Raw genomic sequence first — 25383 nt, forward strand, 5'->3', positions numbered from 1 at the left:
GAGCCAGGTGGGGGCCGTTGCGCGGAAGGCGGTGGGGGTGAGGGTGCCCGCGCCTGCCGGGAGCGCGCCGAGGAGGGGGGCCGCGGCCACCTCGGGGAGGTCGGCCAGGTTGCAGCGGCAGGCCAGGTCGGGGTTCTTCGGCCAGCTGCCGATCACCAGGCCGAGCAGTTCGAGGTCGTGGCGGCGCAGTTCACGTGCCGTCAGCTCGGTGGTGTTCAGGGTGCCGAGGCCGGCCGTGGCCACGACCAGCACGGGTGCCGCGAGGAGCCGGGCCGCGTCGAGGAGGGTGCCGCCGGACTCGTCGAAGCGGACCAGGAGCCCGCCCGCGCCCTCCACCAGCACCAGATCGTGTTCCGTGGCCAGCTTGGCGGCGGCCTCGGCGATCTCGTGCGGGCGCACCGGTTCCATGCCGGCGCGTCGCGCCGCCGTGTTCGGGGCCAGCGGCTCGGGATAGCGGGCCAGCTCGGCAGCCGTCACCGGCCCGGCGAGACGGGCCACCTCGTCGGCGTCGCCGCGCTCGTCGGGCCGTACGCCCGTCTGCGCGGCCTTCAGCACGGCCACCTTGCGGCCCGCGGCCAGCGCCGACGCGGCGACCGCGGCCGTCGTGACCGTCTTGCCCACCTCGGTGCCCGTGCCGGTGATCACCAGGACCGACATCTCAGCCCTCCCGTGCCGCAGCACAGACCGCGCGGGCGATCCTGGCGACGTCCTCGTCGCCGGTGACGTACGGCGGCATCGTGTACACGAGGTCGCGGAACGGGCGCAGCCACACGCCCTCCCGTACGGCCGCCCGGGTCGCCGACCGCATGTCCACCGGGTGGTCGAGCTGGACCACGCCGATCGCGCCCAGGACCCTGACGTCCTTCACTCCGGGGATCGACGCGGCCTCGGAGAGGCCCGTGCGCAGGCCCGTTTCGATGCGGGTGATCTCACCGCGCCAGTCCTGGCAGGTGAGCAGGTCGATCGAGGCGCAGGCCACCGCCGCCGCGAGCGGGTTGCCCATGAACGTCGGGCCGTGAGCCAGCACCGGCACCTCGCCCCGCGAGATGCCCTCGGCGACCCTGGGCGTGCACAGGGTGGCCGCCATCGTCATGTAGCCGCCGGTCAGGGCCTTGCCCAGGCACATCACGTCCGGGGTGACGCCGGCGTGGCCGGCGGCGAACAGCTCGCCCGTGCGGCCGAAGCCGGTGGCGATCTCGTCGAGGACGAGGAGCACGTCGTGCTCGTCGCACGCCGCGCGCAGCACCCGCAGAAAAGCGGGGGAGTGGAAGCGCATCCCGCCCGCGCCCTGCACCACCGGTTCGACGATCACCGCCGCCAGTTCGTGCGCGTGCCGGGCGATCATGTCCCGCAGGTGGGCCGCGTACGACTCCTCGTACTCGGCGGGCGGTGCCTCCGCGAACACCTGCCGGGGCAGCACCCCGGACCACAGCTCGTGCATGCCGCCGTCCGGGTCGCACACCGACATGGGCTGCCAGGTGTCGCCGTGGTAGCCGCCCCGCCAGGTCAGCAGCCGCTGCTTGGCCGGGCGGCCCAGCGAACGCCAGTACTGCAGGCACATCTTGACGGCGACCTCGACCGACACCGACCCCGAGTCGGCGAGGAACACATGCTCCAGCCCGTCCGGTGTGAGGTCGACCAGCTTCTTCGCCAGCCGCACGGCGGGCTCGTGGGTGAGCCCGCCGAACATGACATGACTCATGCGGGCCAGCTGCTCGGTGGCCGCCTCGTTCAGCACCGGGTGGTTGTAGCCGTGGATCGCCGACCACCACGACGACATCCCGTCGACCAGCTCGCCCGAGCCGTCGGCGAGGCGCAGCCGCACCCCGCTCGCCGACTCCACGACGAGCGGTTCGGTCTGCCCGGGCATCGGGCCGTACGGGTGCCACACATGCCGCCGGTCCAGTTCCAGCAGCTCGGCGACGCGCGGCTCAGGCATTGGGCGCGACGTCGGTTCCGGCACCACGGCGGCGTACGGCGACCAGGTCGGTGCGCGGCTCGGCCGGCGACGGCGCGGCGGCGGCCGAGCCGCAGACCCCGCCGCCCTCGTGCGAGCCGCAGCCGCCGCCCGCCTGCGCCCGGTGCTCGGGCAGGGTCACCTCGCCGGCGCCCTCCACCTCGAAACCGGCGTCCGCGATCATCTCCAGGTCGGCCTTGCCGGCCTGGCCCTCCGACGTGAGGTAGTCACCGAGGAAGATCGAGTTGGCCAGGTGCAGGGCGAGCGGCTGCATCGTGCGCAGATGCACCTCACGGCCGCCCGCGATGCGCACCTCGACGTCCGGGCAGACGAACCGGACCATCGCCAGGATGCGCAGGCAGCGCTGCGGGGTGAGGTTCCACTCCTTCGCCAGCGGCGTGCCCTCGAACGGGATGAGGAAGTTCACCGGCACCGAGTCCGGGTCCAGCGCGCGCAGCGAGAACACCACGTCGACCAGGTCCTCGTCGCTCTCACCCATGCCGGCGATCAGCCCCGAGCATGCCGACAGACCGGCCGCGTGCGCCTTCCGCACGGTGTCGACACGGTCGGCGTAGGTGTGCGTGGTGGTGATGTCCCCGTACGTCGCCTCGGACGTGTTCAGGTTGTGGTTGTAGGCGTCGGCGCCGGCCTCCCGCAGGCGTTCCGCCTGCCCGTCCGAGAGCAGACCGAGGCAGGCGCACACCTCGACGTCCTCGTGCTGGTCCTTGATCGCCTTGATGGTCTCGGAGACCCGGTCCACGTCCCGGTCCGTGGGCCCGCGCCCGGACGCCACCAGGCACACCCGCTTGGCGCCGCCGGCCAGCCCGGCCGCGGCCGCCTTGGACGCCTCGTCGGGCTTGAGCCAGGTGTACTTCAGGATGTCGGCCTTGGAGCCCAGCCGCTGGGAGCAGTAGGAGCAGTCCTCCGGGCACAGCCCGGACTTCAGGTTGACCAGGTAGTTGAGTTTCACCCGGCGGCCGAACCAGTGCCGGCGCACCTTGCCGGCCGCGGCCACCACGTCGAGCAGTTCGTCGTCGGAGGTCGCGAGGACGGCGAGCGCTTCCTCACGGGTCGGCTGCTCGCGCCGCAGCCCCTTGTCCACCAGCGTGTTCAGCAGGTCCATGGGGTCCGATCCTGTCCTACGCGAGGCCCCCGGGCCAAGGAGGCACCGGACAACTCTGACCGGTTCGACGTGTGGGTATTGCCACACAGTGGGCGGCTTGTCGGCCCGCTAGGGTCTGTGAGCTGCCTACAGAACGACGGAGGGCCCCATGGCGTTCGGCTGGATCGACGAGCAGGCGGAGCTGCGCCGGCGCGCCGGACTCGTACGGACCCTCAGGCCCCGCCCCGCGGACAGTCCGCTGCTGGATCTCGCCGGCAACGACTATCTGGGGCTGGCCCAGCATCCGGAGGTGACCGAGGGCGCAGCGCGGGCCGCGCGGGAGTGGGGCGGCGGGGCCACCGGTTCCCGGCTCGTCACCGGCAGCACCGAGCTGCACGCGGAACTCGAACGGGAACTGGCCGCCTTCTGCGGCGTCGAGGCCGCGCTGGTGTTCTCCTCCGGGTACGCGGCCAACCTCGCCGCGGTGACCGCGCTCGCCCCGCACGGCTCCCTGATCGTCTCCGACGCGGGCAACCACGCCTCCCTGATCGACGGCTGCCGGCTCGCCCGCGGCACCACCCAGGTCGTCGCCCACCGCGACCCGGAGGCCGTGCGGAAGGCGCTGGCCACGCACGACGGCCCGGCCGTCGCCGTCTCCGACACGGTCTTCTCCGTCGACGGGGACGCGGCCCCGCTGGCGGAGCTGGCGGAGGTGTGCCGCGCCCGGGGCGCCGGGCTGGTGGTGGACGACGCGCACGGCTTCGGTGTCCTCGGCGACGGGGGGCGCGGCGCCGCGCACGCGGCGGGCCTCGCGGGCGCCGACGACGTGGTGGTGACGCTCACACTGTCCAAGTCGCTGGGCAGCCAGGGCGGGGCCGTGCTCGGCCCGGCCCGGGTGATCGACCATCTGGTGAACGCGGCCCGCACGTTCATCTTCGACACGGGCCTCGCGCCCGCGGCGGCCGGTGCGGCCCTCGCCGCGCTGCGGCTGCTGCGCCGCGAACCGCAGAGGGCGGCGCGGGCACGCACGGTGGCGAGCGAACTGCACGCCCGCCTGACGGCCGACGGTCACGAGGCGGTACGCCCCGACGCCGCGGTCGTCTCCGTGCGTGCCCCGTCCCCGGAGCAGGCGGTGCGGTGGGCGGCGGACTGCCGCGCCGCGGGGCTCGGCGTCGGCTGCTTCCGCCCACCGTCCGTGCCGGACGGCGTCTCCCGGCTGCGGCTGACAGCGCGCGCCGATCTGACGGAGGCGCAGATCGCGCACGCGGTCGGGGTCATCGGACGGACACGGCCGTGAATCGGCGGACCACGGCCGCGTCCTGCTCCTCGACCGGTGAGAACCGGGTCAGAACCGGCTCACCGCGGCCGTGAACTCCGCCCAGCTCCCGGGGGAGAAGAGCAGCGCGGGCCCGGCCGGGTCCTTCGAGTCGCGTACGGCGAGCAGCCCGGCGAACGGCCCCATTGCCGGCCGGGCTGTCTCGACACAGTTGTTGGCGCCCGTGCTGTAGCTGCTGCGCAGCCACCGCACGCCGTGCAGTTCGTTGCTGGAAGGTACGTTCCGAGGCAGTGCGGACATGGTGCCTCCTTACGCGCCGTCACTCATCGCGGCGATGTAATCCAACGAGTCCTCGGGGGAAAGGGCGTGGATCCGGAGGGAGTCGAAGGCCTCCGTGTAGGCCCGGAGGTCTTCTTTCCGCTCCAGGTAGAGGCTACTCGTCAAGTGGTCGAGAACAACCACGTCCAGATCAGAAGTGCTCGGAAATGACAAAATAACGAAAGGCCCGGTGATGCCGATATGCGCCCCCGCTGTGAACGGCAGCACCTGGAGCTGCACTTGGGGCAGTCGTGCCGCCTCCACCAGGCGCCTCAGCTGGCGGGCCATCACCTGCGGGCCGCCCACCTCACGGTGCAGCACCGCCTCGTCCAGGACCGCGCTGAGCGCGAGCGGGGGGTCGGCACGCAGCACGTCCTGCCTGGCCAGTCGTACCTCCACCAGGGTGTCGAGCCGCTCCTCGTCGACCGCGCCGACGGCGGCCCGGGTCACCGCGCGGGCGTACTCGGGGGTCTGGAGCAGTCCGGGCACCACGGAGGTCTCCAGGGTGCGCATCGCGCTGGCCTGGGACTCCAGGCTGATGAAGTCCCGGTACGTGGGCGGCAGTACGCCCCGGTAGGCCTGCCACCAGTGGTCCCGGCGCCCGTCACCGGCCCCGGACAGCACCAGCAGCAGTTCCCGCAACTGCCGGTCGTCGACCCCGTAGGCGTCCAGGAGTAACCGCACATCGGACGGTTTCACGCCGCTCGTGCCCGTCTCGATCCGGCTGACCTTCGACTGGTGCCAGCCCACGAGCCGGGCCGCCTCGCCACTGGTGAGCCCCGCGTCGGCACGCAGGGCGCGCAGCTCGGCGCCGAGTTTCCGGCGACGCACCGCGGGACCGTGCTGCATGCGGTCTCCTTACTCTGTCCGGGCCGCCCGAATACGGTCTGCCGTGGCAGAGTTCACCGCTTCGAGCGACAGATATATGCATATCTTGGTGGATCGCCACCCGTGACGGTCCGTCTGATGGCAGTCTGGCGGGCGAAGCACCAGTCCGGGACCGTATTCCACCCAGCCGCCTCGTGCCGGACCGCGGTCCCGTGGGAAAGGGACGACGTCGCCATGGCAGACCACCTGGAAGCATCCGTCACTCTGCCGAGCGATCCCGCCTCGGTCTCCGCGGCCCGCACATTCGTCGTCGGCACTCTCGGGGAATGGGGCATGCCGGCGGACACCGAGGTGGCCGACACCGTCCGGCTGATCGTCTCCGAGCTCGCGACCAACTCCGTGCAGCACACCTTCGGGCAGTCGCCCACCTTCACGGTGGACATGGTGCTCGACCGTGACGAACACCTGCGCATCGGGGTCACCGACAGCCACCCCCGCTTCCCCAAACGGCTGCCGGCCGCCGTCCAGCAGGACAACGGCCGAGGAATGGTGATCATCAGATGGCTGGCCGTGGAGTGCGGGGGGAAGCTCAGCGTGCGTCCCACCAGGGAGGGCGGCAAGACGGTCTCCATCGTGCTGCCCTGGGTCCTGCCCGCCGTCGAGCCCGTACCGACGGCGGCACAGCAGCAGGAGCCGTGACGTCGGGCGGCAGGCCGCCGCGCCGGCCCCGTGCCTCGGCGGGCCACGCCCGGCGGGGGAATCCCGGCAGGCCGCCACGCAGGGGCCCTGCGCCGACCTCGGGCGGCACGGGGCCCGCGCCGCTCTGCGGGCCGTACCGGTCCCGGAACCGTCCACGGGACCGTCGTACGCCCCGAGGAACGTCCGCAGGCCGCCCGAAGCCCGCGACGGGCCCGGGGCAGCCGCCAGGCGAGGTCCCGGGGCGGTGAGGGCGGTCAGGGCACCGTCACCGCCCCGGGCGGATCAGCTCACGCGCCCGTACCAGACGCTCTTCGTCCAGATCTTCTGCAGCTTGACCACGTCCCCGGTCTTCGGCGCATGCCAGATCTTGCCCTTCCCCGCGTAGATACCGACGTGGTAGACGTAGCCCCCCGAGTGGAAGAACACCAGGTCACCGGCTTTTCGGTTGGTGGCGGAGACATGACGGGTCTTGTTGTACTGCTGGGCCGCGGTGCGCGGCAGCTTCTTGCCGGCCTTCTTGTACGAGTACAGCGTCAGCCCGGAGCAGTCGAACCTCCGCGGGCCCGTGGCACCCCACTTGTACGGCGCGCCCTTCTTGGACGCGGCCACCTGCAACGCCTTCGTCGCCGGCGTCGCGGCGGCGGCCTCGGACGCGAGACCGGGCACCACGATGGAGCCGCCCACGGCGGCGAGGGTCAGGGCCGAGGCGGTGCCGGCCCGGGCCATGAGGGACGGGACACGATTGAGCGCAGTCATGCGCAACCCTTCGTCAGCCGCCTGTGAAGGATGACCTGTCGGATTCGGGCCGGCGAAGTAGCCCGGCCGCGCGGACGCGGCTTCACCCCAAGGACCGCTCGGAACTGACGTCCCGTCGGCCCGCCTTGCCTGGGTCCTCCACTCCTGCCGATCCACTCCTGTCGACCGGGCATCCGGGCGGCGGCAGGACTCGGCGTCCGCCCGGACCGCCCCGCCTCTGCTGGCGGGGGCTTGTCGTCAGACAGGGATCTTCACTCACATGTGTCGGAAAATCCCAACGGAACCGGGGATGTGTGGTGTTGCTCACCACTCGCCCGTTCGGGTGGACAGGGCCTCGATCCGATGCCTTGTCCACCCGCCCGACCACCCCGCGACCAGCGGCGGAACCCTCGCATCCGTCCCTCGGCGCGGCGGAACGCGCAACACCGGAGCCCCCGAAAAGGGAGCCGATCCTACTCCGGCGGGGGGACCGTCGTTCGGCGCGTTTGAGCCCCGGCCGGACCGTCGCACGACCACCGGTCCAGAGCGGGCACCGTTGCCAAGACGTCAACTGTCGGAGCGCGGAGCGATCGTGACCCGCGCGGTGCGGCGCTCACCGTCCAGCACCCTGAGCGCCCGCGCGAGGGTCGCCCCGTGCAGTTCCGTCTCGCCCCGCTCGTGCATCAGCGTGAGCGTGTCACGCAGCGCGACCGCCCGGCCCGCCAGGGCCTGCGCCGCGCGCAGCGCCCGGTAGGTGGAGCCCTCACGCGCCGGGTTGATCCGGCCCAGCAGGTCGACGACCTCCAGATAACGGTCGATCAGCTCGCCCTCCGCGCGGGTCAGCGCGGGCAGTGCCGGAAGCTCCGGAGGCAGCATCCCCGGCTCACCGCCCGGCCGGCGGCGCGGACACGGGTCGGCGGCGTTCGAGGACGCGGTCGGCGAGGCCGTACTCCACCGACGCCCGCGCGTCGAGGATCAGCTCCCGCTCGATGTCCTCGCGGATCCGCTCCCGGCTGTGCCCGGTGTACCGGGCCAGCAGCTCCTCCAGCAGGGACCGGCTGCGGGCCAGCTCGCCCGCGTGGACGACGAGGTCGCTCACCTGCCCCTCCACCGGCTCGGTCAGCGCCGGCTGCCGGATCGTCACCCGCGCACCCGGCAGCACCGCGCGCTTGCCGGGCGTGCCCGCGGCGAGCAGCACGGCCGCGGCGGGACCGGCCTGGCCCAGGCAGACGGTCTCCACGTCGCAGGAGACGTACCGCATCGTGTCGTGGACGGCCGTCATGGCGGTCAGCGAGCCGCCCGGCGAATTGATGTAGAGCGCGATGTCCCGGTCCGGGGCCAGGTGTTCGAGGTACATGAACTGCGCCGTCAGGTCGTCGGCGACGGTGTCGTCGACCGGCGTGCCGAGAAAGACGATCCGTCCCTCGGCCAGCTTCGAGTACGGGTCCGTCGTCCGCGCCCCGGACGTCGTGCGTTCGGTGAACTCCGGCAGGACGTGACGGGCGGTCGGTCGGGTCATGGCACACCCCTCTCGCGGCAGCGCCGCACCTGGACACCTCTTCTGTAAAAAATGTACAGGACGTACAGTACAGGGGGAGGGGGGTCCGGGGCCGGGGAAGGGATCGCTCGCGCAGGACAGGCCGGACCGGCGCACCTGTCCTGATCTCGTACCGCTCGTTCCGGGGCGGATCGGACTCGGGGCGGGTCGCCCGTCGTCGGAAGGCTCGTATCGTGCGCAGGAATCTCAGAGCCGCTCTCTCGCCGGCCCCGCCGTTCTCGTGACGGTTCTCGGTGGTACGGCCGCGCAAGCGGCCCCGGCGGACGATTCACCACGGGAGATCTTCGAGAAGGCGGCCCCGGCCACCGTCGAGATCATCGGCCGGTACAACGGCGGCACCGGGTCGTCTCGGTGTGCTCGGCCTCGTCGGACGCCTTCCGCAGCGACGGCAGCGACCACGGCCGCCGTTCCGTCCGTCGACGCAGCGTCAGGCGCGCCGTAGGACTCCTCGGCCCTGCGCTGCCACCGCGACGCGGACACCCGTGCGACAGCCCGGTTGCAGGCAGCGCGGGCGGCACCACAGTGCGAGCGCAGGGCCCGTTATTGGGTGGCGTTCGGGTCCAGCGCATACCGGTACGCCTGCACGACGAACCCGGGCTGCGGACGGAACGTCTTCCTCCGGCGTCCTCGCCGGTTGCCACGGCCACCGCGCGAGCGGCCCGGCTCATCCCCGCCCGCCGCCCGTACAGGCGCGCGCACATCGACGTGAGGACTTCGGTGATGTCCCGTACGAGGTCAGTGACCACGAATGACCAGAAAATCGTTAGCAGCTTCCACCCCTCCGGGCGGCACGGCGCCCGCCGAGCCACCCGGCAGGCCGCCCGGGTGCCCGCGCCCGCTCGGTCCCGTCGCAGACCGGGGGCCTGTGCGGCCCGCCCCGTAAGCTGGGGACATGGCCTACGAGATTCCGGTGACGCAAGCCAGGGCCGAACTGGCCGACCTGATCAACCAGGTGGTCTACGGCGGTGAGCGCGTCGTCGTCACCCGGCACGGCAAGCCCCTCGTCGCCCTCGTCTCCGCCGACGACCTGCGGCGGCTGGAAGAGCTGGACGCCGCCCCCGCCGAGGGCCAGGTGATCGGCTCGGTCACCGCCGTGCGCGAGGTCGGGTCCGTCCCGCAGGAACGCCGCGGCTTCGGCATCACCGCGGAACACCGGGGGCACGGCCCGTCCTGAGCCGTACGGTGTGGCCCTCCTGCCCACACCCTGAGTTTTTCCAGTTCCGCCCGCCACGCGTGGCCGCCCCTTTCGCCCGCCCCGAGTTCCCTCCGGTCCCGCCCGCACCGCGTTAACGTCTCCGAAACGCCGGCGAACTAGCCTGCCCCTCCACGCCACCAGGGGTTTTCGTTCCCGAACGGTCCCGGTCGGGCCACTTGTCCGCGAGTCGCCCTGCCGTGTGCGACCCCCCGCCCCGTCGCGGTGGCTGCGGCAACCGGGCTCCGCACGGCCCGGAGCGAGGAGTGAGGTGGGACGTGCAACTGACCCCGCACGAGCAGGAGAGGCTGCTGATCCATGTGGCGGCCGATGTCGCGGAGAAGCGCCGGGCCCGGGGGCTGAAGCTGAACCATCCCGAGGCGGTCGCTCTGATCACCTCCCACATCCTCGAGGGCGCACGTGACGGCCGTACCGTCGCCGAGCTGATGGCATCCGGCCGCAAGCTCCTCACCAGGGACGACGTCATGGAAGGCGTCCCCGAGATGATCCACGAGGTCCAGGTCGAGGCGACGTTCCCCGACGGCACGAAGCTGGTCACCGTCCACGAGCCGATCGTCCGAGAGGCCCGCCCATGATTCCCGGAGAGATCCTCTTCGCCGACGACCCGGTCCCCTTCAACGAGGGCCGCGACGTCACCCGGCTCACCGTCCTCAACGCCGCCGACCGGCCCGTCCAGGTCGGCTCCCACTACCACTTCGCCGAGGCCAACCCCGGCCTGAGCTTCGACCGCGCCGCCGCTCGCGGCAAGCGGCTCAACGTCGCCGCCGGTACCGCCGTACGCTTCGAACCCGGCATCCCCGTCGAGGTGGAACTCGTCCCTCTGGCCGGCGCCCGAGTCGTTCCCGGGCTGCGCGGAGAGACCGGAGGTGCCCTCGATGCCTGAGATCTCCCGTGCCGCCTACGCCGACCTGTTCGGCCCCACCACCGGTGACCGCATCCGCCTCGCCGACACCGACCTGCTGATCGAGATCGAGGAGGACCGCAGCGGCGGGCCCGGCCGCGCCGGCGACGAGGCCGTCTTCGGCGGCGGCAAGGTCATCCGCGAGTCGATGGGCCAGTCCCGCGCCACCCGTGCCGACGGCACCCCGGACACGGTCGTCACCGGCGCGGTGATCGTCGACCACTGGGGCGTCGTCAAGGCCGACGTCGGCATCCGCGACGGCCGGATCACCGGCATCGGCAAGGCAGGCAACCCCGACACCATGGACGGCGTCCACCCCGACCTGGTGATCGGCCCCGAGACCGAGGTCATCGCCGGCAACGGCCGCATCCTCACCGCCGGCGCCATCGACGCCCACGTCCACTTCATCTGCCCGCAGATCGCCGACGAGGCCCTCTCCTGCGGCATCACCACCCTCGTCGGCGGCGGCACCGGGCCCGCCGAGGGATCCAAGGCGACGACCGTCACCCCCGGACCCTGGCACCTCGCCCGCATGTTCGAGGCGATGGATCAGTACCCGCTGAACATCGGCCTCCTCGGCAAGGGCAACACCGTCTCCCACGAGGCGATGCTCTCCCAGATCCGCGGCGGCGCCCTCGGTCTGAAGCTCCACGAGGACTGGGGATCGACCCCCGCCGTCATCGACGCGGCCCTCACCGTCGCCGACCGCACCGGCGTCCAGATCGCCATCCACACGGACACCCTGAACGAGGCCGGGTTCGTGCAGGACACCCTGACCGCGATCGCCGGACGGGGCATCCACGCCTACCACACCGAAGGCGCGGGCGGCGGCCACGCACCCGACATCATGACCGTCGTCTCCGAGCCGAACGTCCTGCCCAGTTCCACCAACCCGACCCGGCCCTTCACCGTCAACACCGCCGAGGAACACCTCGACATGCTGATGGTGTGCCACCACCTCAACGCGGCCGTGCCCGAGGACCTCGCCTTCGCCGAGTCCCGCATCCGGCCGACGACGATCGGCGCCGAGGACATCCTCCACGACCTGGGCGCCATCTCGATCATCTCCAGCGACTCCCAGGCCATGGGCCGCGTCGGCGAGGTCGTCCTGCGCACGTGGCAGACCGCCCATGTGATGAAACGCCGGCGCGGCGCCCTGCCCGGCGACGGGCGCGCCGACAACCGGCGGGTGCGGCGGTACGTCGCCAAGTACACGATCAACCCGGCGCTCGCCCAGGGACTCGCCCGGGAGATCGGGTCCGTCGAGAGCGGCAAACTCGCCGACCTCGTGCTGTGGGACCCGGCGTTCTTCGGCGTGAAACCCCTCCTCGTGCTCAAGAGCGGCCAGATCGCCTGGGCGCAGATGGGCGACGCCAATGCCTCCGTCCCCACCCCGCAGCCCGTCCTGCCCCGGCCGATGTACGGGGCGATCGGGCGGGCGCCCGCGTCGAACTCCGTCAACTTCGTCGCCGGTCCGGCGCTGGAGGACGGGCTGCCCGACCGGGTGGCCGTCGGGAAACGGTTCGTCGCCATCGACAGCACACGGCGGATCACCAAGGCCGACATGCGCGAGAACGACGCCCGGCCGGAGGTCCGCGTCGACCCCGACAGCTTCGCCGTGCACATCGACGGAGAACTCGTCGAGGCGGCACCGGCGGTTGAACTGCCCATGGCGCAGCGGTACTTCCTCTTCTGACAGCCGGACTCACCCATGTCACGAGCAGCACTCCTCGTCCTCGCCGACGGGCGGTTCCCGGCCGGCGGGCACGCGCATTCCGGCGGAGCGGAGGAAGCCGTCAAAGCCGGCCGGATCACCGGCGCGGGCGACCTGGAGGACTTCTGCCGGGGCCGGCTGCACACCGCCGGACTCGTCGCCGCGTCGCTCTCCGCCGCGGCTGCGCTCGGCGTGCCGCCCACGGATCTGGACGCAGCCGCCGACGCCCGGACCGCGTCCCCCGCGCTGCGGGCCGCCGCCCGCAGACTGGGGCGGCAACTGACGCGGGCCGCGCGGGCGGTGTGGCCCTCGGACGAACTCGACGCACTGGCACGGGAGTTCCCCAAGGGCGCCCACCAGCCGGTCGTCCTCGGTCTCACCGCGCGGGCCGCAGGGCTCGGGCCGGCGGACGCGGCGCACTGCGCGGCGTACGAGAGCGTGAGCGGACCGGCCACGGCGACGGTACGGCTGCTCGGCCTCGACCCCTTCGACGCGACCCGTGTCCTCGCCCGGCTCGCGCCCGAGCTGGACCGGGTGGCCGACGCGGCGGTGGAGGCGGCGGCACGGGTACGGCACGACGGCTGCGGCGCGCTGCCGGCGGCGGGGGCGCCCCTGCTGGAGATCGGCGGGGAGGTGCACGCGGCATGGGCGGTACGGCTGTTCGCGTCGTAGCGGGGCCGCCCCGGCCGCCGCAGCACCCGGCCCGAGGCGCAGGCGCCGGACCCGCAGCGCCCATCCGGACCCGCGTTGCCCATCCGGACCCGCGTTGCCCATCCGGACCCGCGTTGCCCATCCGGACCCGCGATGCCCTGCCGGACCCGCAACGCCCGTCCGAACGTGTACCCGCCGCGCCTGCCGATCCGTGACCGCCGCGGCCTCCTGACCCGTACCCCGCCGCGTCCTCCCGGTCCGTGCCCGCCGCACCTTCCCGATCCGATCCGGCCCCGTCTTCCGCATCCCCGAGCTCGACCCGCCCACCACGTGAGGACTCTCCCCATGCATCTCGACCACACCGACCCGCACCCCGCCGCCCTCAGCGCCGACGCCCGGCGCGCGGACGGGCGGCGGCGGGCGTACCGGGTGGGGCTCGGCGGGCCCGTGGGGTCCGGGAAGACGGCCACTGTCGCCGCCCTGTGCCGGGCGCTGCGCGACGAGCTGTCCCTGGCCGTCGTCACCAACGACATCTACACGCGCGAGGACGCCGAGTTCCTGCTGCGGGAGGCCGTGCTGCCGCCCGAGCGGATCACCGCCGTGGAGACCGGGGCCTGCCCGCACACCGCGATCCGCGACGACATCTCCGCCAACCTGGAGGCGGTGGAGGATCTGGAGGACGAGGTCGGGCCGCTGGACCTGGTCCTGGTGGAGTCCGGCGGGGACAACCTCACCGCGACCTTCTCCAAGGGGCTCGTCGACGCGCAGATCTTCGTCATCGACGTCGCCGGCGGCGACGACATCCCGCGCAAGGGCGGCCCCGGCGTGACCACGGCCGATCTGCTGGTCGTCAACAAGACCGACCTCGCCCCCCACGTCGGCGCCGACCTCGCCCGGATGGCCGCCGACGCCGAGGCGCAGCGCGCCGGACTGCCCGTCGTGTTCCAGTCGCTGCGCGGTGAGCGGGGCGTCGCGGACGTCGCCGACTGGGTGCGGGACCGGCTCGCCGCGTGGACGGCATGAGCGGCACCGGCGGCGGGGTGCGGGCCCGCGCACGCGTCCTCGCCCGGCGGAGGGAGGCGGGCGGCACCTGTCTTCCCGTCCTGGAGAGCGACGGCCCCCTCGCGTTGCGGCGCACGCGGGGGAGCGGTGACGAGGCGCGGGTCGTCCTCGTCGGCGCGATGAGCGGGCCGCACGACGGGGACCGCTTCCGGGTGGACGCCGAGGCGGAGGCGGGGGCACGGCTGCGCGTGCAGTCGGCCGCGGCCACGCTCGCCCTGCCGGGGCAGGGCGAGGGCGAGGCCCGCTACGACGTGCGGGTGCGGGTCGCGGCCGGGGCCGAGGTGTGCTGGATGCCGGAGCCGCTGATCTCCGTCCGGGGAAGCCGTCTGCGGATGCGCACCACGGCGGAGGTCGAGGCCGGCGGTCGGCTGGTGCTGAGGGAGGAGCAGATCCTCGGCAGGGCCGGGGAGGAACCCGGGCGGCTGATCAGCCGTCTCACGGTGTGCGCGGGCGGGGTGTGTCTGCTCGACCAGGAGCTGGACTGCGGGCCAGGCGCTCCCGGCGGGTGGGACGGTCCCGCCGTGCTGGCAGGGCATCGGGCGGTCGGTCAGATCGTCGTCGTACGACCGGAGTTCGCGGAGCGTCCGGTGACGTCCCGGCGGATCGGGGACACGTGTGCCGTCCTGCCGCTGGCCGGGCCCGCCGCGCTCGTGACCGCCGTGGCGGCGGACGGGCTGCGGCTGCGGCGGCTGCTGGACGACGGACTCGCCGCGGCCGGCTGACAGTTCGCTGAGCGTGGCGGATCATCCGGTTATCGGATTGGCAAAGAAGGGTCACCGCCCCTGTTCTCAGCCGGCTCACAGCCGCGAGGATCCCCCGTACCACTTCACAACCAGGTAGGGGGAGAGCCCACTTGCTCGCCAGCAGACCGAAAAGGCGTACGGCAGTGGTCAGTTCGGCAGGTGCGCTTGCCGCGGCGGCGCTCATGGCCGGAGCGGTCGTCGCGCCGAACGCCAGCGCCACCACGAGCGGCGCCGGTGGCCGCACCGCGCAGGACCTTCAGGCGCGCGGCACTCAGGACCTTCAGGCGCGCGGCACCGCCATCGCCGCGGCACGGGCCGCGAAGACCGGCATCCAGTGGCGGGACTGCCCCGCCGACTGGGGCCTGGAGAAGCCGATCCGGTGCGGTTGGGTCACGGTCCCGCTCGACTACGCGAAGCCCTACGGCAAGCAGATCAAGCTCGCCGTGGACCGTATCGGCAACACCGGCACCGAAGCCGAGCGCCAGGGCGCCCTGCTCTACAACCCCGGCGGCCCCGGCGGCTCCGGACTGCGCTTCCCGCGCCGCGTCACCACCAAGAGCCCGCTGTGGGCGAACGTGGCCAAGGCGTACGACTTCGTGGGCTTCGACCCGCGCGGCGTCGGCCACTCCACGCCCATCTCCTGCATCGACCCGCAGGAGTTCGTCAAGGCGCCCAAGGCCGACCCGGTGCCCGACTCCGAGGCCGACAAGCGGGCCCAGCGCAAGCTCGCTCGCGAGTACGCCGACGGCTGCCGTGAACGCAGCGGCTGGATGCTGCCGCACATGACGACCGCGAACACCGCGCGTGACCTCGACGTCATCCGTGCCGCGCTCGGCGAGAAGAAGCTCAACTTCCTGGGAGTCTCCTACGGCACCTACCTCGGCGCCGTCTACGGCACCCTGTTCCCCGGCCACGTGCGGCGCATGATCGTCGACAGCGTCGTCGATCCGTCCCGGGAGAACATCTGGTACCAGGCCAACCTCAACCAGGACGTCGCCTTCGAGGCCCGCTGGAAGGACTGGCAGGACTGGGTGGCCCGCAACGACGCCACCTTCCACCTGGGCACCACGCGCGCCGCCGTCCAGGCCAAGTGGCTCCAGCTGCGCGCCACCGCGAAGAAGAACCCCATCGGCGGGATCATCGGCCCGGCCGAGCTGATCAACTTCTTCCAGAGCGCCCCCTACTACGACTCCGCGTGGGTGCCGGTCGCCACCGTCTTCAGCAAGTACGTCGCCGGTGACACCCAGGCGCTCGTCGACGCCGCCGCGCCCGACCTGACGGACACCGCAGGCAACATCGCGAGCGAGAACAGCAACGCCGTGTACACGGCCGTCGAGTGCGCCGACGCCAAGTGGCCCACCAGCTGGAAGAAGTGGGACCGCGACACCACCCGGCTGCACCGCGACCACCCGTTCATGACCTGGGCCAACACCTGGATGAACCTGCCCTGCGCGACCTGGCCGGCCAAGCAGCACACCCCGGTCGAGGTCCGCACCCACAAGGGCCTGCCGCCCGTGCTGATCGTCCAGTCCACCCGGGACGCCGCCACCCCCTACGCCGGAGCCGTCGCACTGCACAAGCGGTTCAAGGGCTCCCGGCTGATCACCGAGAAGAACGCCGGCTCCCACGGCGTGACCGGGCTGACCAACCCCTGCATCAACACCAGGGTCGACGCCTACCTGCTCACCGGGAAGCTCGACCGCGCCGACGTGACCTGCGCACCGCACGCCACGCCGCAGCCGTAACCGCAGCGCACGCGAGGGGTGGCCGGACCGGCCCGGCCGCCCCTTCGCCCGACGCCCCGTCAGCTCGACGGAAGCCGCCGGAACCTGCGTTCCTTCTCCGCCTTCGCCGCCTGCTCGGCCTTGGCGACCGCCGCGTACTGGTCGACGTACTCCTGCTCCGACAGCGACAGGATCGCGTACATGATCTCGTCCGTGACGGCCCGCAGCACCGCCTTCTCGTTCTCCATGCCGGCATAGCGGGAGAAGTCCAGCGGCCGGCCGAACCGGATGACGACCGGATGCAGACGCGGCACGACCTTCCCGGGCGGCTGCGCCTCGAACGTGCCGATCATCGCGCACGGCACCACCGGCACCCCGGCCCGCAGCGCCATCACCGCCACCCCGACCTTGCCCTTGTACAGCCGGCCGTCGTGCGAACGGGTGCCCTCCGGGTAGATGCCGAGCAACTCGCCCTTGCGCAGCACCCCGAGCCCCTCCTGGATCGCGGCCTGCCCCGCCTCCCGGCCGGAGCGGTCCACCGGGATCTGCCCCGCGCTGCGGAAGAACGCCGCGATCAGCCGGCCCTTGATGCCGGGCCCGGTGAAGTACTCGCGCTTGGCGAGGAACGAGATGCGGCGCCTGAGGACGGCCGGCATCAGGAAGTGGTCCGAGAACGACAGGTGGTTGCCCGCGACGATGGCCGGACCCGTCGCCGGGACATGCTCCAGGCCCTCGATCCGGGGGCGGAAGAGCAGTTTCAGCAGCGGTCCCAGCAGCACGTACTTGAGCAGGTAGTAGAACAAGGGGTCGCTCCTCACTCGGGCGGATCGGCTGAGCCGCCGCGTCCTCGCAGGTCAACCGGCCTGTTGTGGGGTGCCAGTGTAGGTGGAGTACGTGCGGTCGGGGATGGCCGCGGCACCACCCAACCGCTACCCGCCGGTAGGGATCAACCCCGCCCGGCACCCGTTGGCGTGATCGTTCCGTGGCCGGGCCGCGGCCCGGACCGTCACAGCCGGACGATCACCAGCGCCGTGTCGTCCGTCGCGCCGTCCGGCGGCAGCAGCTCCGTCAGGACCGCGTCCGCGAGGCTCTCCGGATCGGCCGCGCGATGCGTCCGCAACGCCGCGGCGAGCCGGGCCAGACCGACGTCGATGTCCTCCTGACGGCGTTCCACCAGGCCGTCGGTGTACAGCGCGAGCGTCGCGCCCCGCGCGAAGGAAGTGACCGCCTGCACGCGGGGGAGAGGGTCCGGATGCGCGTCCAGCGGCGGGTCGGTGGCACCGTCGAGGAACTCCACCCGGCCGTCGGCGTGCACCAGCACGGGCGGCGGATGCCCGGCACTGCTGTAGGTGACGGTGTGCCGGTCGAAGTCGATGAACGTGGTGACCGCCGTGGCCGATTCGGCGCCCTCCACCACATGCGCGTACCGCCCCAGCACGTCCAGCGCCTGCCCCGGCCCCGCCGCCACCCGGGACGCGGCGCTCAGCGCGCTGCGCAACTGGCCCATCACACACGACGCCTCCAGCCCGTGCCCCACCACGTCCCCCACCGACACACCGATCCGGTGGCCGCCGACCAGGTCGATCAGGTCGTACCAGTCCCCGCACACATTGAGCGCGCCGACCGCCGGCCGGTACCGCACGGCGATCGCCTCGTGCCGCACCTGAGGCCGCGTCGGGAGCATCGCCGCCTGAAGGGCGAGCGCCACCTCGCGCTCCCGGGCGTGCGCCCTGCGCAGCCGCTCGTTCAGCTCCTGCAACTCCCGCGCCCGCGTGTACAGTTCCGCCTCCAGCACCCGCGCCCGGCCGCCCGCCCGGCCGCCCCGCGACCGGATCAGCTCCGTGACGTCCTCCACACGGTGCACCAGCAGCACCACCGCGCCCTCCGGACCGAGGACCGGCGTGTTCACCGCGCTCCAGTAGCGCGCCTCCCAGTCGCCCGGCCGCCCGGGCCGCTCCACGTCGTAACGCTGCAACGCCATGGCGTCCCGCTCACCCGTGGCCAGCACGCGGTTCAGCGACGCCTCCAGATTGCGCATGCCGGTGGCCGCCGGGTCGCCGGGGTTGTCCGGGAACACATCGAAGATGTGGCGTCCGACGACCTGATCGCGCGAGCGCCCCGTGCCCCGCAGGAACTCCGGGTTGACGTCCGCGAACACCAGCCCCGGCGTCAGCACCGCCACCATCCCGGGCAGACAGCGGAACACCGCCGCGTAGTCGATCGGTCTCTCCGTCATCGCGCACGTCCCGTCCGCCGCCCCGTCCGCGCCGGCACCCGACCGGCCGGACCCGGGGCGCCGCACCGCGGGCGGCCGGTCATGTCCCGCCCTCGGCCAGGGGCTGCTCCGCCCAGATGATCTTCCCCTCGGGCACGAACCGGGTGCCCCACCGCTGCGTGAACTGCGAGACCAGCAGCAGCCCCCGCCCGCCCTCGTCGGTGGCCCGCGGATGCCGCAGATGCGGCGCGGTGGCGCCGCCGTCGCACACCTCGCACACCAGCGCCCGCTCCCGGATCAGCCGCAGCCGGATCGGCCCCGCCGCATACCGGATGGCGTTGGTGACCAGCTCGCTGACGACCAGTTCCGTGGTGAACGCCAGCTCGTCCAGATCCCACGCGGCGAGCTGGCGCGCCGCCGTTCTGCGCGCGTCGGCGACCGCCGCCGGATCCCGCGGCAGCTCCCAGGTCGCCACCCTGCCGCGGTCCAGCCGGCGCGTACGGGCCATCAGCAGCGCCACGTCGTCGTGCGGCCGGGACGGCACCAGATCCTCCACCACCGCACGGCAGCGGGTCTCCAGCGAGCCGCTGTGCCGCAGCAGCGCCCGCTCCAGCCGGTCCCGGTCGGCGTCCACCGCCCACTGCTCGCCGTGCGCCAGCAGCCCGTCGGTGTGCAGCGCGAGCGTGCTGCCCTCCGCGAGGTCCAGCTCCACCGACTCGAACGGCGGGCCGCCCGCTCCCAGCGGCGAACCCTGCGGAAGCTCCAGGAACGTCACCCTCCCCTCGGGGGTGATCACCGCGGGCGCCGGATGGCCCGCCGCGGCCATCGCGCACCGGCCCTCGACCGGGTCGTACACCACGTACACACAGCCCGAACCGACGCACAACGCGTCCACGTTCCCCTCCTCCGGGGCCGCGCCCGCCTCCCCGGCCGACCGGCCCACCAGGTCGTCCAGATGGGCCAGCACCTCCTCCGGCGGCAGATCCAGCGCGGCCAGCGTCCGCACCGCCGTGCGCAGCCGGCCCATCGCCGCCGCCGCGACGATGCCGTGTCCCGGCACCTCGCCCACCACCAGCGCGACCCGCGCCCCCGACAGCGGGATCAGGTCGTACCAGTCGCCGCCCAGCCCGATCAGCTCGTCCGCCGGCCGGTAACAGGCCGCCACCTCCACCGCGTCCTGCTCCGGCAGCCGGTGCGGCAGCAGATTGCGCTGGAGCACCAGGGCGGCGTCCCGCTCACGCGTGTAGCGCCGCGCGTTGTCCACGCACACCGCCGCCCGCGCCACCAGGTCCTCCGCCAGACTCAGATCCTCGTCGTCGAAGGGCTGCTGCCCGTGCCGCCGGAAGAACGTGGTGACGCCCAGCGTCACACCCCGCGCCCGGACCGGCACGATCATCACACTGTGCAGGCCCAGCTCCTGGAACGTCGACTGCGGCCTGCCGTCCGCGCCGATCGCCCACTCCCGGGCCAGCGGGTCCAGCCGCTCCTCGCGCCAGGACCGCCCGGATGCCAGCACCCGCACCGGAGGGGAGTCCGGCAGATACGACACCACCTCACCCACATGGAAGACCGCCTCCGGCACCCCCGGATGCGCCCGCTGGTACGCCGCCCGCCGCAGCGGCACGCCCCGCTCCGTCGTGCCGGGCAGCTCGGCACCGCGCAGCACGTCCTCCAGCAGGTCCACGGCGACGAAGTCCGCCAGATCCGGCACCGCCACTTCGGCCAGCTCCTGCGCGGTGCTGCCGATGTCCAGAGTGCGGCCGATGTGCTCACCGGCCCGGTCCATCAGCGCGAGCCGGCGGCGGGCGCGATGCCGGTCGGAGACGTCCACGACGGTGTAGTACACGCCCATCGGACGGCCGAGGTCGTCGTCGAGCCGCGTGAACGACAGCATGTGGGCCGTCTCGCGGTCCGGCGCCGACCGCAGATGCCCCACATGCTCGAAGCCGGTGACCGGCTCACCGGTCGCCAGCACCCGCCGCATCTGCTCCTCGACGGCCTGCGCGTCCAGCCCCGGCTGCACCTCGGCCAGCCGCAGACCCAGACGCTGCTCGGGCGGGCCGCCGCCGAACTGGGACAGCGCCGCGTTCGACCACACGAACCTGAGGTCCGTGTCCACGATCGCCATGCCGACGGGGGAGTCCGCGACCAGCCGCTCCAGCACCGCGCGGCTCATGTTCCAGCCGGGCTCCCCGTCCGCGTCCGACAGCAGCACCAGCCACCGAGGGGGACCGTCCGCGGGGTGCGCGGAGGTCAGCCGGGCCATCACCCGCAGGGTGCCGCCGTCGGCCCTGCGGGCCATGAGCAGCCCGGCCCAGCCGCCCTGCTTGCGGCACCGCTCCAGCAGCTCCGGGACACGCGCCGCGTCCTGCCCGGCCAGCAGCTCGGCGAAGCCGCGCCCGGCGATCTCGTCGGTGGTGTGGCCCAGCAGCCGGTGTGCCTCCGTCGTCCACCCGGCGACCGCGCCCCGCGCATCCAGCAGCAGGGGCGCGGCGTCGGCCACGTCGAACCGCCGGGGGACCCCGTCCCGCTCCTCGAATGCGCCCACGACCGACCTCTCTGTCGCCGAGAGTGGTCCATCACCACTTGTCCCATCTTCGCCCTGAGGGCGGCGGTCTGCCGGGTGGTCGGGCGCCGAGTGCGGCAACCCGGGCGAAGGGACCTCGCAGCGAGGCAGCGGCGGGTGAGCGAAGGGCCGCGGCCCGGGTCCGGGAACCCGGGCCGCGGCCCGTGCCGGGTGCCGTCGGCCCCGGCATCCGCCGCTCAGGCCCCCAGCACCTTCTCCAGGGACGCGAGCGCCGACTCCAGCTCCTCCGCGGTGATCGTCAGCGGCGGCGCCAGCCGGATCGTGGAGCCGTGGGTGTCCTTGACCAGGACGCCCTCGCCCATCAGCCGCTCACTGACCTCCCGGCCCGTGCCGATCGCCGGGTCGACGTCCACGCCCGCCCACAGCCCGCGGGCCCGGAAACCGACCACGCCCCGGCCGACGAGCCGGTGCAGCCCGCCGCGCAGCACGACACCCAGCTCCGCCGCACGGCGCTGGTACTCGCCCGTCTCCAGCAGCTCCACCACGGCCGTGCCGACCGCCGCGGCCAGCGGATTGCCGCCGAACGTCGAACCGTGCTCGCCCGGGTGCAGCACCGACAGCACCTCCCGGCGCGCCACCACCGCCGACACCGGCACGATGCCGCCGCCGAGCGCCTTGCCCAGCAGCAGCACGTCCGGCACGACGCCCTCGTGCTCGACCGCGAGGGTACGGCCGGTGCGGCCGAGACCCGACTGGATCTCGTCCGCGATCAGCAGACACCCGGCCCGCTCGGTCAGCGCGCGCACCCCGGCCAGATAGCCGTCGTCCGGGATGATCACACCGGCCTCGCCCTGGATCGGCTCCAGCAGCACCGCGGCCGTCGTCTCGTCGATCGCCGCCTCCATCGCGGCCAGATCGTTGTACGGCACGATCCGGAAGCCCGGCGTGAACGGACCGAACCCGGCCCGCGCCGTCTCGTCCGTGGAGAACGACACGATCGTCGTCGTACGGCCGTGGAAGTTCTCCGCCGCGACCACGATCGTCGCCCGGTCGGCGGGCACGCCCTTCACGTCGTACGCCCACTTGCGGGCCACTTTGATGCCGCTCTCCACCGCCTCCGCGCCGGTGTTCATCGGCAGCACCATGTCCAGCCCGGTCAGCGCCGTCAGCCGCTCAGCGAACTCGGCGAGCTGGTCGTTGTGGAACGCCCGGGAGGTCAGCGTCAACCGGTCCAGCTGGCGGTGCGCGGCCTCGATCAGCGCCGGATGGCGGTGGCCGAAGTTGAGCGCCGAGTAGCCGGCCAGCATGTCGAGGTAGCGGCGGCCCTCGACGTCCTCGACCCAGGTGCCCTCGGCGCGGGCCACGACCACGGGCAGCGGGTGGTAGTTGTGCGCGAGGACCGGCTCCTCCGCCCGGATCAGCTCGGCGGAGGAACGGGTGGGGGCGGGTGCGGTCATCAGCGGATCTCCTGGGTGCAGCACTTGATGCCGCCGCCGGCCTTGCGGAACTCCGACAGGTCGACGGGGACGGGGACGTAACCATGGGCGTCGAGACGCGCGGCGAGCGTCTCCGCCTGCGGCGCGATGAAGACATGACGGCCGTCGGACACCGAGTTCAGCCCGAACGCGAGCGCGTCGTCACGGGTGGCCAGGACCGCGTCGGGGTACAGCCGCTCCAGCACCTCGCGGCTGCCCGCGGAGAACGCCTCCGGGTAGTACGCGATGTTGCCGTCGCCCTCGTCGTCCAGGACGAACAGGGCCGTGTCCAGATGGTAGAACCGCGGATCGACCAGCGTCAGGCTGATCACCGGGTGACCGAAGAACTCCTGCGCCTCCCGGTGCGCCTCCCGCGTCGTGCGGAAACCATGACCGGCCAGCACGTACTTGCCCGTCCAGACGAGGTCGCCCTCGCCCTCACAGGTGTTCTCCGGCCGGTACACGTCGTATCCGGCCGCCTTGAACCACGTCTCGTAGTGCGCGGACTCCGGGCGCCGCTCCGGGGCGTGGAAACGCGAGCCGAACACCCGGCCCGCGACCACGAACGCCGAGTTCGCGGCGAAGACCATGTCCGGCAGCCCGGGCGCGGGCTCCACGGCGTCGACCGTGTGCCCGTACGCCTCGTAGGCGCGGACCAGTGACTGCCACTGCTCCTGGGCGAGATCGACGTCCACCGGGGTGTCGGGATGCATCCAGGGATTGATCGCGTACTGCACGGCGAAATGTCTGGGTTCGCAGACGAGGAAGCGCCGCCGGCGCGGCACACGGCTCTCGGGCACAGAGGGGTTCCTCCGCTTCCTGGTGTCGACTGAGGGTTGACACCACGGTAGGAACTGACCGAGACGGGCGACAAGGAACGAAAGCTGCGCGTTCACGCAGTGATGCTGCGTATTCGAGCAGGTCCACGCAGGTCTGCTGCGCCTCATGGCGCGGGCTGGCTCGCGCCCGCCTCCGGACTCTCCGGGATCAGATGCGACAGCACCATCACACTGATCGTCTTCCGGATGAACGGCTCGGCCCGGATGCGCTCCAGCACCTCCTCGAAGTGCTCCACGTCCCGCGCCCGCACATGCAGCAGCGCGTCCGCCCCGCCCGTCACCGTCATCGCCGCGGTGATCTCCGGATGGTTGCGCACCACCTCCGCCAGCCGCCTGGGCGGCGCCGCCCCCTCGCAGTACACCTCCACATACGCCTCGGTACGCCAGCCCAGCGCCGACGGCTTCACCGTCGCCGTGAACCCGGTGATCACACCCAGCTCCCGCAGCCGGTCCACGCGCCGCTTCACCGCCGTCGCGGACAGCCCGATCGCGGCACCGATCTCCGCGAAACTCGTACGGGCGTTCGCCATGAGCGCGGTGATGATCTTCCGGTCGAGCTCGTCGAACGAGGCGCTCCTGCTGTTCATGCGGGCACTGTATCCAGCACCGACCCGCCGGCCCCCGTCCGCGCGAGGGACGCTGCGCGGGCATGTCCAGCACGGCGGATTCCTCCTACACTCACCGTTCATGCTGCGCGCCCTCGCCGTCGACGACGAACGCCCCTCGCTGGAGGAACTGCTCTACCTCCTCGGCGCCGACCCGCGCATCGGCAGCGTGGAGGGCGCCGGCGACGCCACCGAGGCACTGCGCCGCATCAACCGCGCCCTGGAGTCCGGCCCGGACGGCCCCGACGCCATCGACGTCGTCTTCCTCGACATCCAGATGCCCGGCCTGGACGGCCTCGACCTCGCCCGGCTGCTCAGCGGATTCGCCCACCCGCCGCTCGTCGTCTTCGTCACCGCCCACGAGGACTTCGCCGTCCAGGCCTTCGACCTCGAGGCCGTCGACTACGTCCTCAAACCCGTCCGCAAGGAACGCCTCGCCGAAGCCGTCCGCCGCGCCGCCGAACAACGCGGCACCCTCCCCCGTATCCCCGTCAGCGAACCCGACCCCGACCATCTGCCCGTCGAACTCGGCGGCGTCACCCGCTTCGTCGCCGTCGACGACATCACCCACGTCGAGGCCCAGGGCGACTACGCCCGCCTGCACACCGACCGCGGCAGCCATCTCGTCCGCATTCCCCTGTCCACGCTGGAGGAACGCTGGCGCGCCCGCGGCTTCGTCCGCATCCACCGCCGCCACCTCGTCGCCCTGCGCCACATAGGAGAACTCCGCCTCGACGCCGGCACCGTCAGCGTCGTCGTCGGCGGCGAGGAACTCCAGGTCAGCCGGCGCCACGCCCGCGAACTGCGGGACCTGCTGATGAGGAGGACATGACCGTGCCGCCCGACCCCACCGCACGCCGCGTCGTCGTCACCGGACCGCCCCGCCGCACACGGCGCTCCGCGGTCCCGCCCCGCCCCCGCACCGAGATCGACGAACAGACCACCCTCGGCCACACCTACGTCCGCTCCCTGATGCGGGCCCAACTGCGGGCCGCCCTCACCGTCTTCGCCGTCCTCGTCCTGCTCGTCGGCCCGCTGCCCCTGCTGTTCGCCGCCCTGCCCACGGCACGCCGCCTGGAGTGGGCCGTCCTCGGCTTCTGCCTGTACGCCCCGCTCGTCCTCCTCGCCCGCTTCTACGTCCGCCGCGCCGAACGCAACGAACGCGACCTGGTGCGGCTGGTCGAGGACCGATGAGCCGCACCAGGTCGCGTTCGTTGCGTTCGGCGCGGCGGACGTAGAAG

The 25383-nt window shown here is 72.8% G+C and carries 26 protein-coding genes and 1 riboswitch; of the genes, 12 read left to right on the top strand and 14 right to left on the bottom strand.

Annotation, left to right across the window (positions count from 1 at the left end; translation table 11 throughout):
- From bioD to bioB, 3 genes are all read right to left on the bottom strand, one after another.
- On the bottom strand, positions 1-657 hold a 657-nt coding region (gene bioD, locus MTQ10_RS09585; RefSeq protein WP_247464624.1), incomplete at its 3' end, for a dethiobiotin synthase.
- Position 658: 1 nt separating this feature from the next.
- Positions 659-1939: an adenosylmethionine--8-amino-7-oxononanoate transaminase gene (locus MTQ10_RS09590; protein ID WP_247464627.1), complete on the bottom strand. Its 1281-nt coding sequence runs from the start codon at positions 1937-1939 to the stop codon at positions 659-661.
- On the bottom strand, positions 1932-3080 hold the full coding sequence (bioB, locus tag MTQ10_RS09595; RefSeq protein ID WP_247464631.1) for a biotin synthase BioB: 1149 nt from the start codon (positions 3078-3080) through the stop codon (positions 1932-1934). The genes MTQ10_RS09590 and bioB overlap by 8 nt, the downstream gene beginning before the upstream one ends.
- Positions 3081-3228: 148 nt before the next feature.
- On the opposite strand from bioB, the gene MTQ10_RS09600 reads away from it, so the two are divergent.
- A complete protein-coding gene (locus tag MTQ10_RS09600) occupies positions 3229-4356 on the top strand; it encodes an 8-amino-7-oxononanoate synthase (RefSeq protein ID WP_247464634.1) in 1128 nt (375 codons plus the stop codon).
- Positions 4357-4404: 48 nt separating this feature from the next.
- Here MTQ10_RS09600 and MTQ10_RS09605 read toward each other — a convergent pair whose 3' ends face one another.
- Together MTQ10_RS09605 and MTQ10_RS09610 are read right to left on the bottom strand one after the other, a co-directional pair.
- Positions 4405-4635 carry a DUF397 domain-containing protein gene (locus MTQ10_RS09605; RefSeq protein WP_247464636.1) on the bottom strand — a complete coding sequence of 77 codons (231 nt, stop codon included), beginning with the start codon at positions 4633-4635 and terminating at the stop codon, positions 4405-4407.
- A 9-nt stretch (positions 4636-4644) separates the two neighbouring features.
- Complete coding sequence (locus MTQ10_RS09610) at positions 4645-5502, bottom strand: helix-turn-helix domain-containing protein (protein WP_247464639.1); 858 nt, start codon at positions 5500-5502, stop codon at positions 4645-4647.
- Between the two features lie 213 nt (positions 5503-5715).
- Between MTQ10_RS09610 and MTQ10_RS09615 the strand changes: the two genes are divergently transcribed.
- Complete coding sequence (locus tag MTQ10_RS09615; RefSeq protein WP_247464642.1) at positions 5716-6180, top strand: ATP-binding protein; 465 nt, start codon at positions 5716-5718, stop codon at positions 6178-6180.
- A 282-nt stretch (positions 6181-6462) separates the two neighbouring features.
- Here MTQ10_RS09615 and MTQ10_RS09620 read toward each other — a convergent pair whose 3' ends face one another.
- From MTQ10_RS09620 to MTQ10_RS09630, 3 genes are all read right to left on the bottom strand, one after another.
- Positions 6463-6936 (bottom strand): C40 family peptidase, encoded by a 474-nt coding sequence (locus tag MTQ10_RS09620; protein WP_247464644.1) that lies wholly within the window; start codon positions 6934-6936, stop codon positions 6463-6465.
- 3 nt (positions 6937-6939) lie between these two features.
- Positions 6940-7118, bottom strand: a riboswitch (cyclic di-AMP (ydaO/yuaA leader).
- 364 nt (positions 7119-7482) lie between these two features.
- Positions 7483-7791 (bottom strand): hypothetical protein, encoded by a 309-nt coding sequence (locus MTQ10_RS09625; RefSeq protein ID WP_247464646.1) that lies wholly within the window; start codon positions 7789-7791, stop codon positions 7483-7485.
- 7 nt (positions 7792-7798) lie between these two features.
- Positions 7799-8434 carry an ATP-dependent Clp protease proteolytic subunit gene (locus tag MTQ10_RS09630; RefSeq protein WP_247464648.1) on the bottom strand — a complete coding sequence of 212 codons (636 nt, stop codon included), beginning with the start codon at positions 8432-8434 and terminating at the stop codon, positions 7799-7801.
- Between the two features lie 931 nt (positions 8435-9365).
- On the opposite strand from MTQ10_RS09630, the gene MTQ10_RS09640 reads away from it, so the two are divergent.
- The 8 genes from MTQ10_RS09640 (at position 9366) to MTQ10_RS09675 (ending at position 16502) form a co-directional block, all read left to right on the top strand.
- Entirely contained in the window at positions 9366-9647 is a 282-nt protein-coding gene (locus tag MTQ10_RS09640) for a type II toxin-antitoxin system Phd/YefM family antitoxin (RefSeq protein ID WP_247464650.1), read from the top strand.
- A gap of 296 nt (positions 9648-9943) precedes the next feature.
- Entirely contained in the window at positions 9944-10261 is a 318-nt protein-coding gene (locus MTQ10_RS09645; RefSeq protein ID WP_247464652.1) for an urease subunit gamma, read from the top strand.
- Positions 10258-10569 carry an urease subunit beta gene (locus MTQ10_RS09650; RefSeq protein ID WP_247464654.1) on the top strand — a complete coding sequence of 104 codons (312 nt, stop codon included), beginning with the start codon at positions 10258-10260 and terminating at the stop codon, positions 10567-10569. Before MTQ10_RS09645 ends, MTQ10_RS09650 begins: the two co-directional genes overlap by 4 nt.
- Positions 10562-12283, top strand: coding sequence for an urease subunit alpha (locus MTQ10_RS09655; protein ID WP_247464656.1), 1722 nt, complete (start codon positions 10562-10564; stop codon positions 12281-12283). Before MTQ10_RS09650 ends, MTQ10_RS09655 begins: the two co-directional genes overlap by 8 nt.
- Before the next feature lie 15 nt (positions 12284-12298).
- Positions 12299-12973, top strand: a complete 675-nt coding sequence (locus tag MTQ10_RS09660) for an urease accessory protein UreF (RefSeq protein WP_247464658.1) — start codon at positions 12299-12301, stop codon at positions 12971-12973.
- A 324-nt stretch (positions 12974-13297) separates the two neighbouring features.
- On the top strand, positions 13298-13975 hold the full coding sequence (ureG, locus tag MTQ10_RS09665; protein ID WP_247464661.1) for an urease accessory protein UreG: 678 nt from the start codon (positions 13298-13300) through the stop codon (positions 13973-13975).
- Entirely contained in the window at positions 13972-14736 is a 765-nt protein-coding gene (locus tag MTQ10_RS09670; RefSeq protein ID WP_247464663.1) for an urease accessory protein UreD, read from the top strand. The genes ureG and MTQ10_RS09670 overlap by 4 nt, the downstream gene beginning before the upstream one ends.
- Positions 14737-14867: 131 nt before the next feature.
- Complete coding sequence (locus MTQ10_RS09675; protein ID WP_247464667.1) at positions 14868-16502, top strand: alpha/beta hydrolase; 1635 nt, start codon at positions 14868-14870, stop codon at positions 16500-16502.
- 59 nt (positions 16503-16561) lie between these two features.
- On the opposite strand, the gene MTQ10_RS09680 is transcribed toward MTQ10_RS09675, so the two are convergent.
- From MTQ10_RS09680 to MTQ10_RS09705, 6 genes are all read right to left on the bottom strand, one after another.
- Positions 16562-17284, bottom strand: coding sequence for a lysophospholipid acyltransferase family protein (locus MTQ10_RS09680; RefSeq protein WP_247464671.1), 723 nt, complete (start codon positions 17282-17284; stop codon positions 16562-16564).
- Positions 17285-17487: 203 nt separating this feature from the next.
- Positions 17488-18717, bottom strand: a complete 1230-nt coding sequence (locus MTQ10_RS09685) for a SpoIIE family protein phosphatase (protein WP_247464674.1) — start codon at positions 18715-18717, stop codon at positions 17488-17490.
- A 79-nt stretch (positions 18718-18796) separates the two neighbouring features.
- Positions 18797-21244, bottom strand: coding sequence for a SpoIIE family protein phosphatase (locus MTQ10_RS09690; RefSeq protein WP_247464676.1), 2448 nt, complete (start codon positions 21242-21244; stop codon positions 18797-18799).
- A gap of 215 nt (positions 21245-21459) precedes the next feature.
- Positions 21460-22680: an ornithine--oxo-acid transaminase gene (rocD, locus tag MTQ10_RS09695; RefSeq protein WP_247464678.1), complete on the bottom strand. Its 1221-nt coding sequence runs from the start codon at positions 22678-22680 to the stop codon at positions 21460-21462.
- Positions 22680-23498, bottom strand: a complete 819-nt coding sequence (ddaH, locus tag MTQ10_RS09700; protein ID WP_247464682.1) for a dimethylargininase — start codon at positions 23496-23498, stop codon at positions 22680-22682. Before ddaH ends, rocD begins: the two co-directional genes overlap by 1 nt.
- Before the next feature lie 143 nt (positions 23499-23641).
- Positions 23642-24124 (bottom strand): Lrp/AsnC family transcriptional regulator, encoded by a 483-nt coding sequence (locus MTQ10_RS09705; RefSeq protein ID WP_247464685.1) that lies wholly within the window; start codon positions 24122-24124, stop codon positions 23642-23644.
- A 100-nt stretch (positions 24125-24224) separates the two neighbouring features.
- On the opposite strand from MTQ10_RS09705, the gene MTQ10_RS09710 reads away from it, so the two are divergent.
- Positions 24225-24974, top strand: a complete 750-nt coding sequence (locus MTQ10_RS09710) for a LytR/AlgR family response regulator transcription factor (protein ID WP_247464688.1) — start codon at positions 24225-24227, stop codon at positions 24972-24974.
- 2 nt (positions 24975-24976) lie between these two features.
- Positions 24977-25336 carry a hypothetical protein gene (locus MTQ10_RS09715; RefSeq protein ID WP_247464690.1) on the top strand — a complete coding sequence of 120 codons (360 nt, stop codon included), beginning with the start codon at positions 24977-24979 and terminating at the stop codon, positions 25334-25336.
- Positions 25337-25383 lie beyond the last annotated feature (47 nt).

Origin of the sequence: Streptomyces sp. XM83C, from assembly GCF_023072675.1 — a bacterium.
GTDB classification, from domain to species: domain Bacteria; phylum Actinomycetota; class Actinomycetes; order Streptomycetales; family Streptomycetaceae; genus Streptomyces; species Streptomyces thermocoprophilus.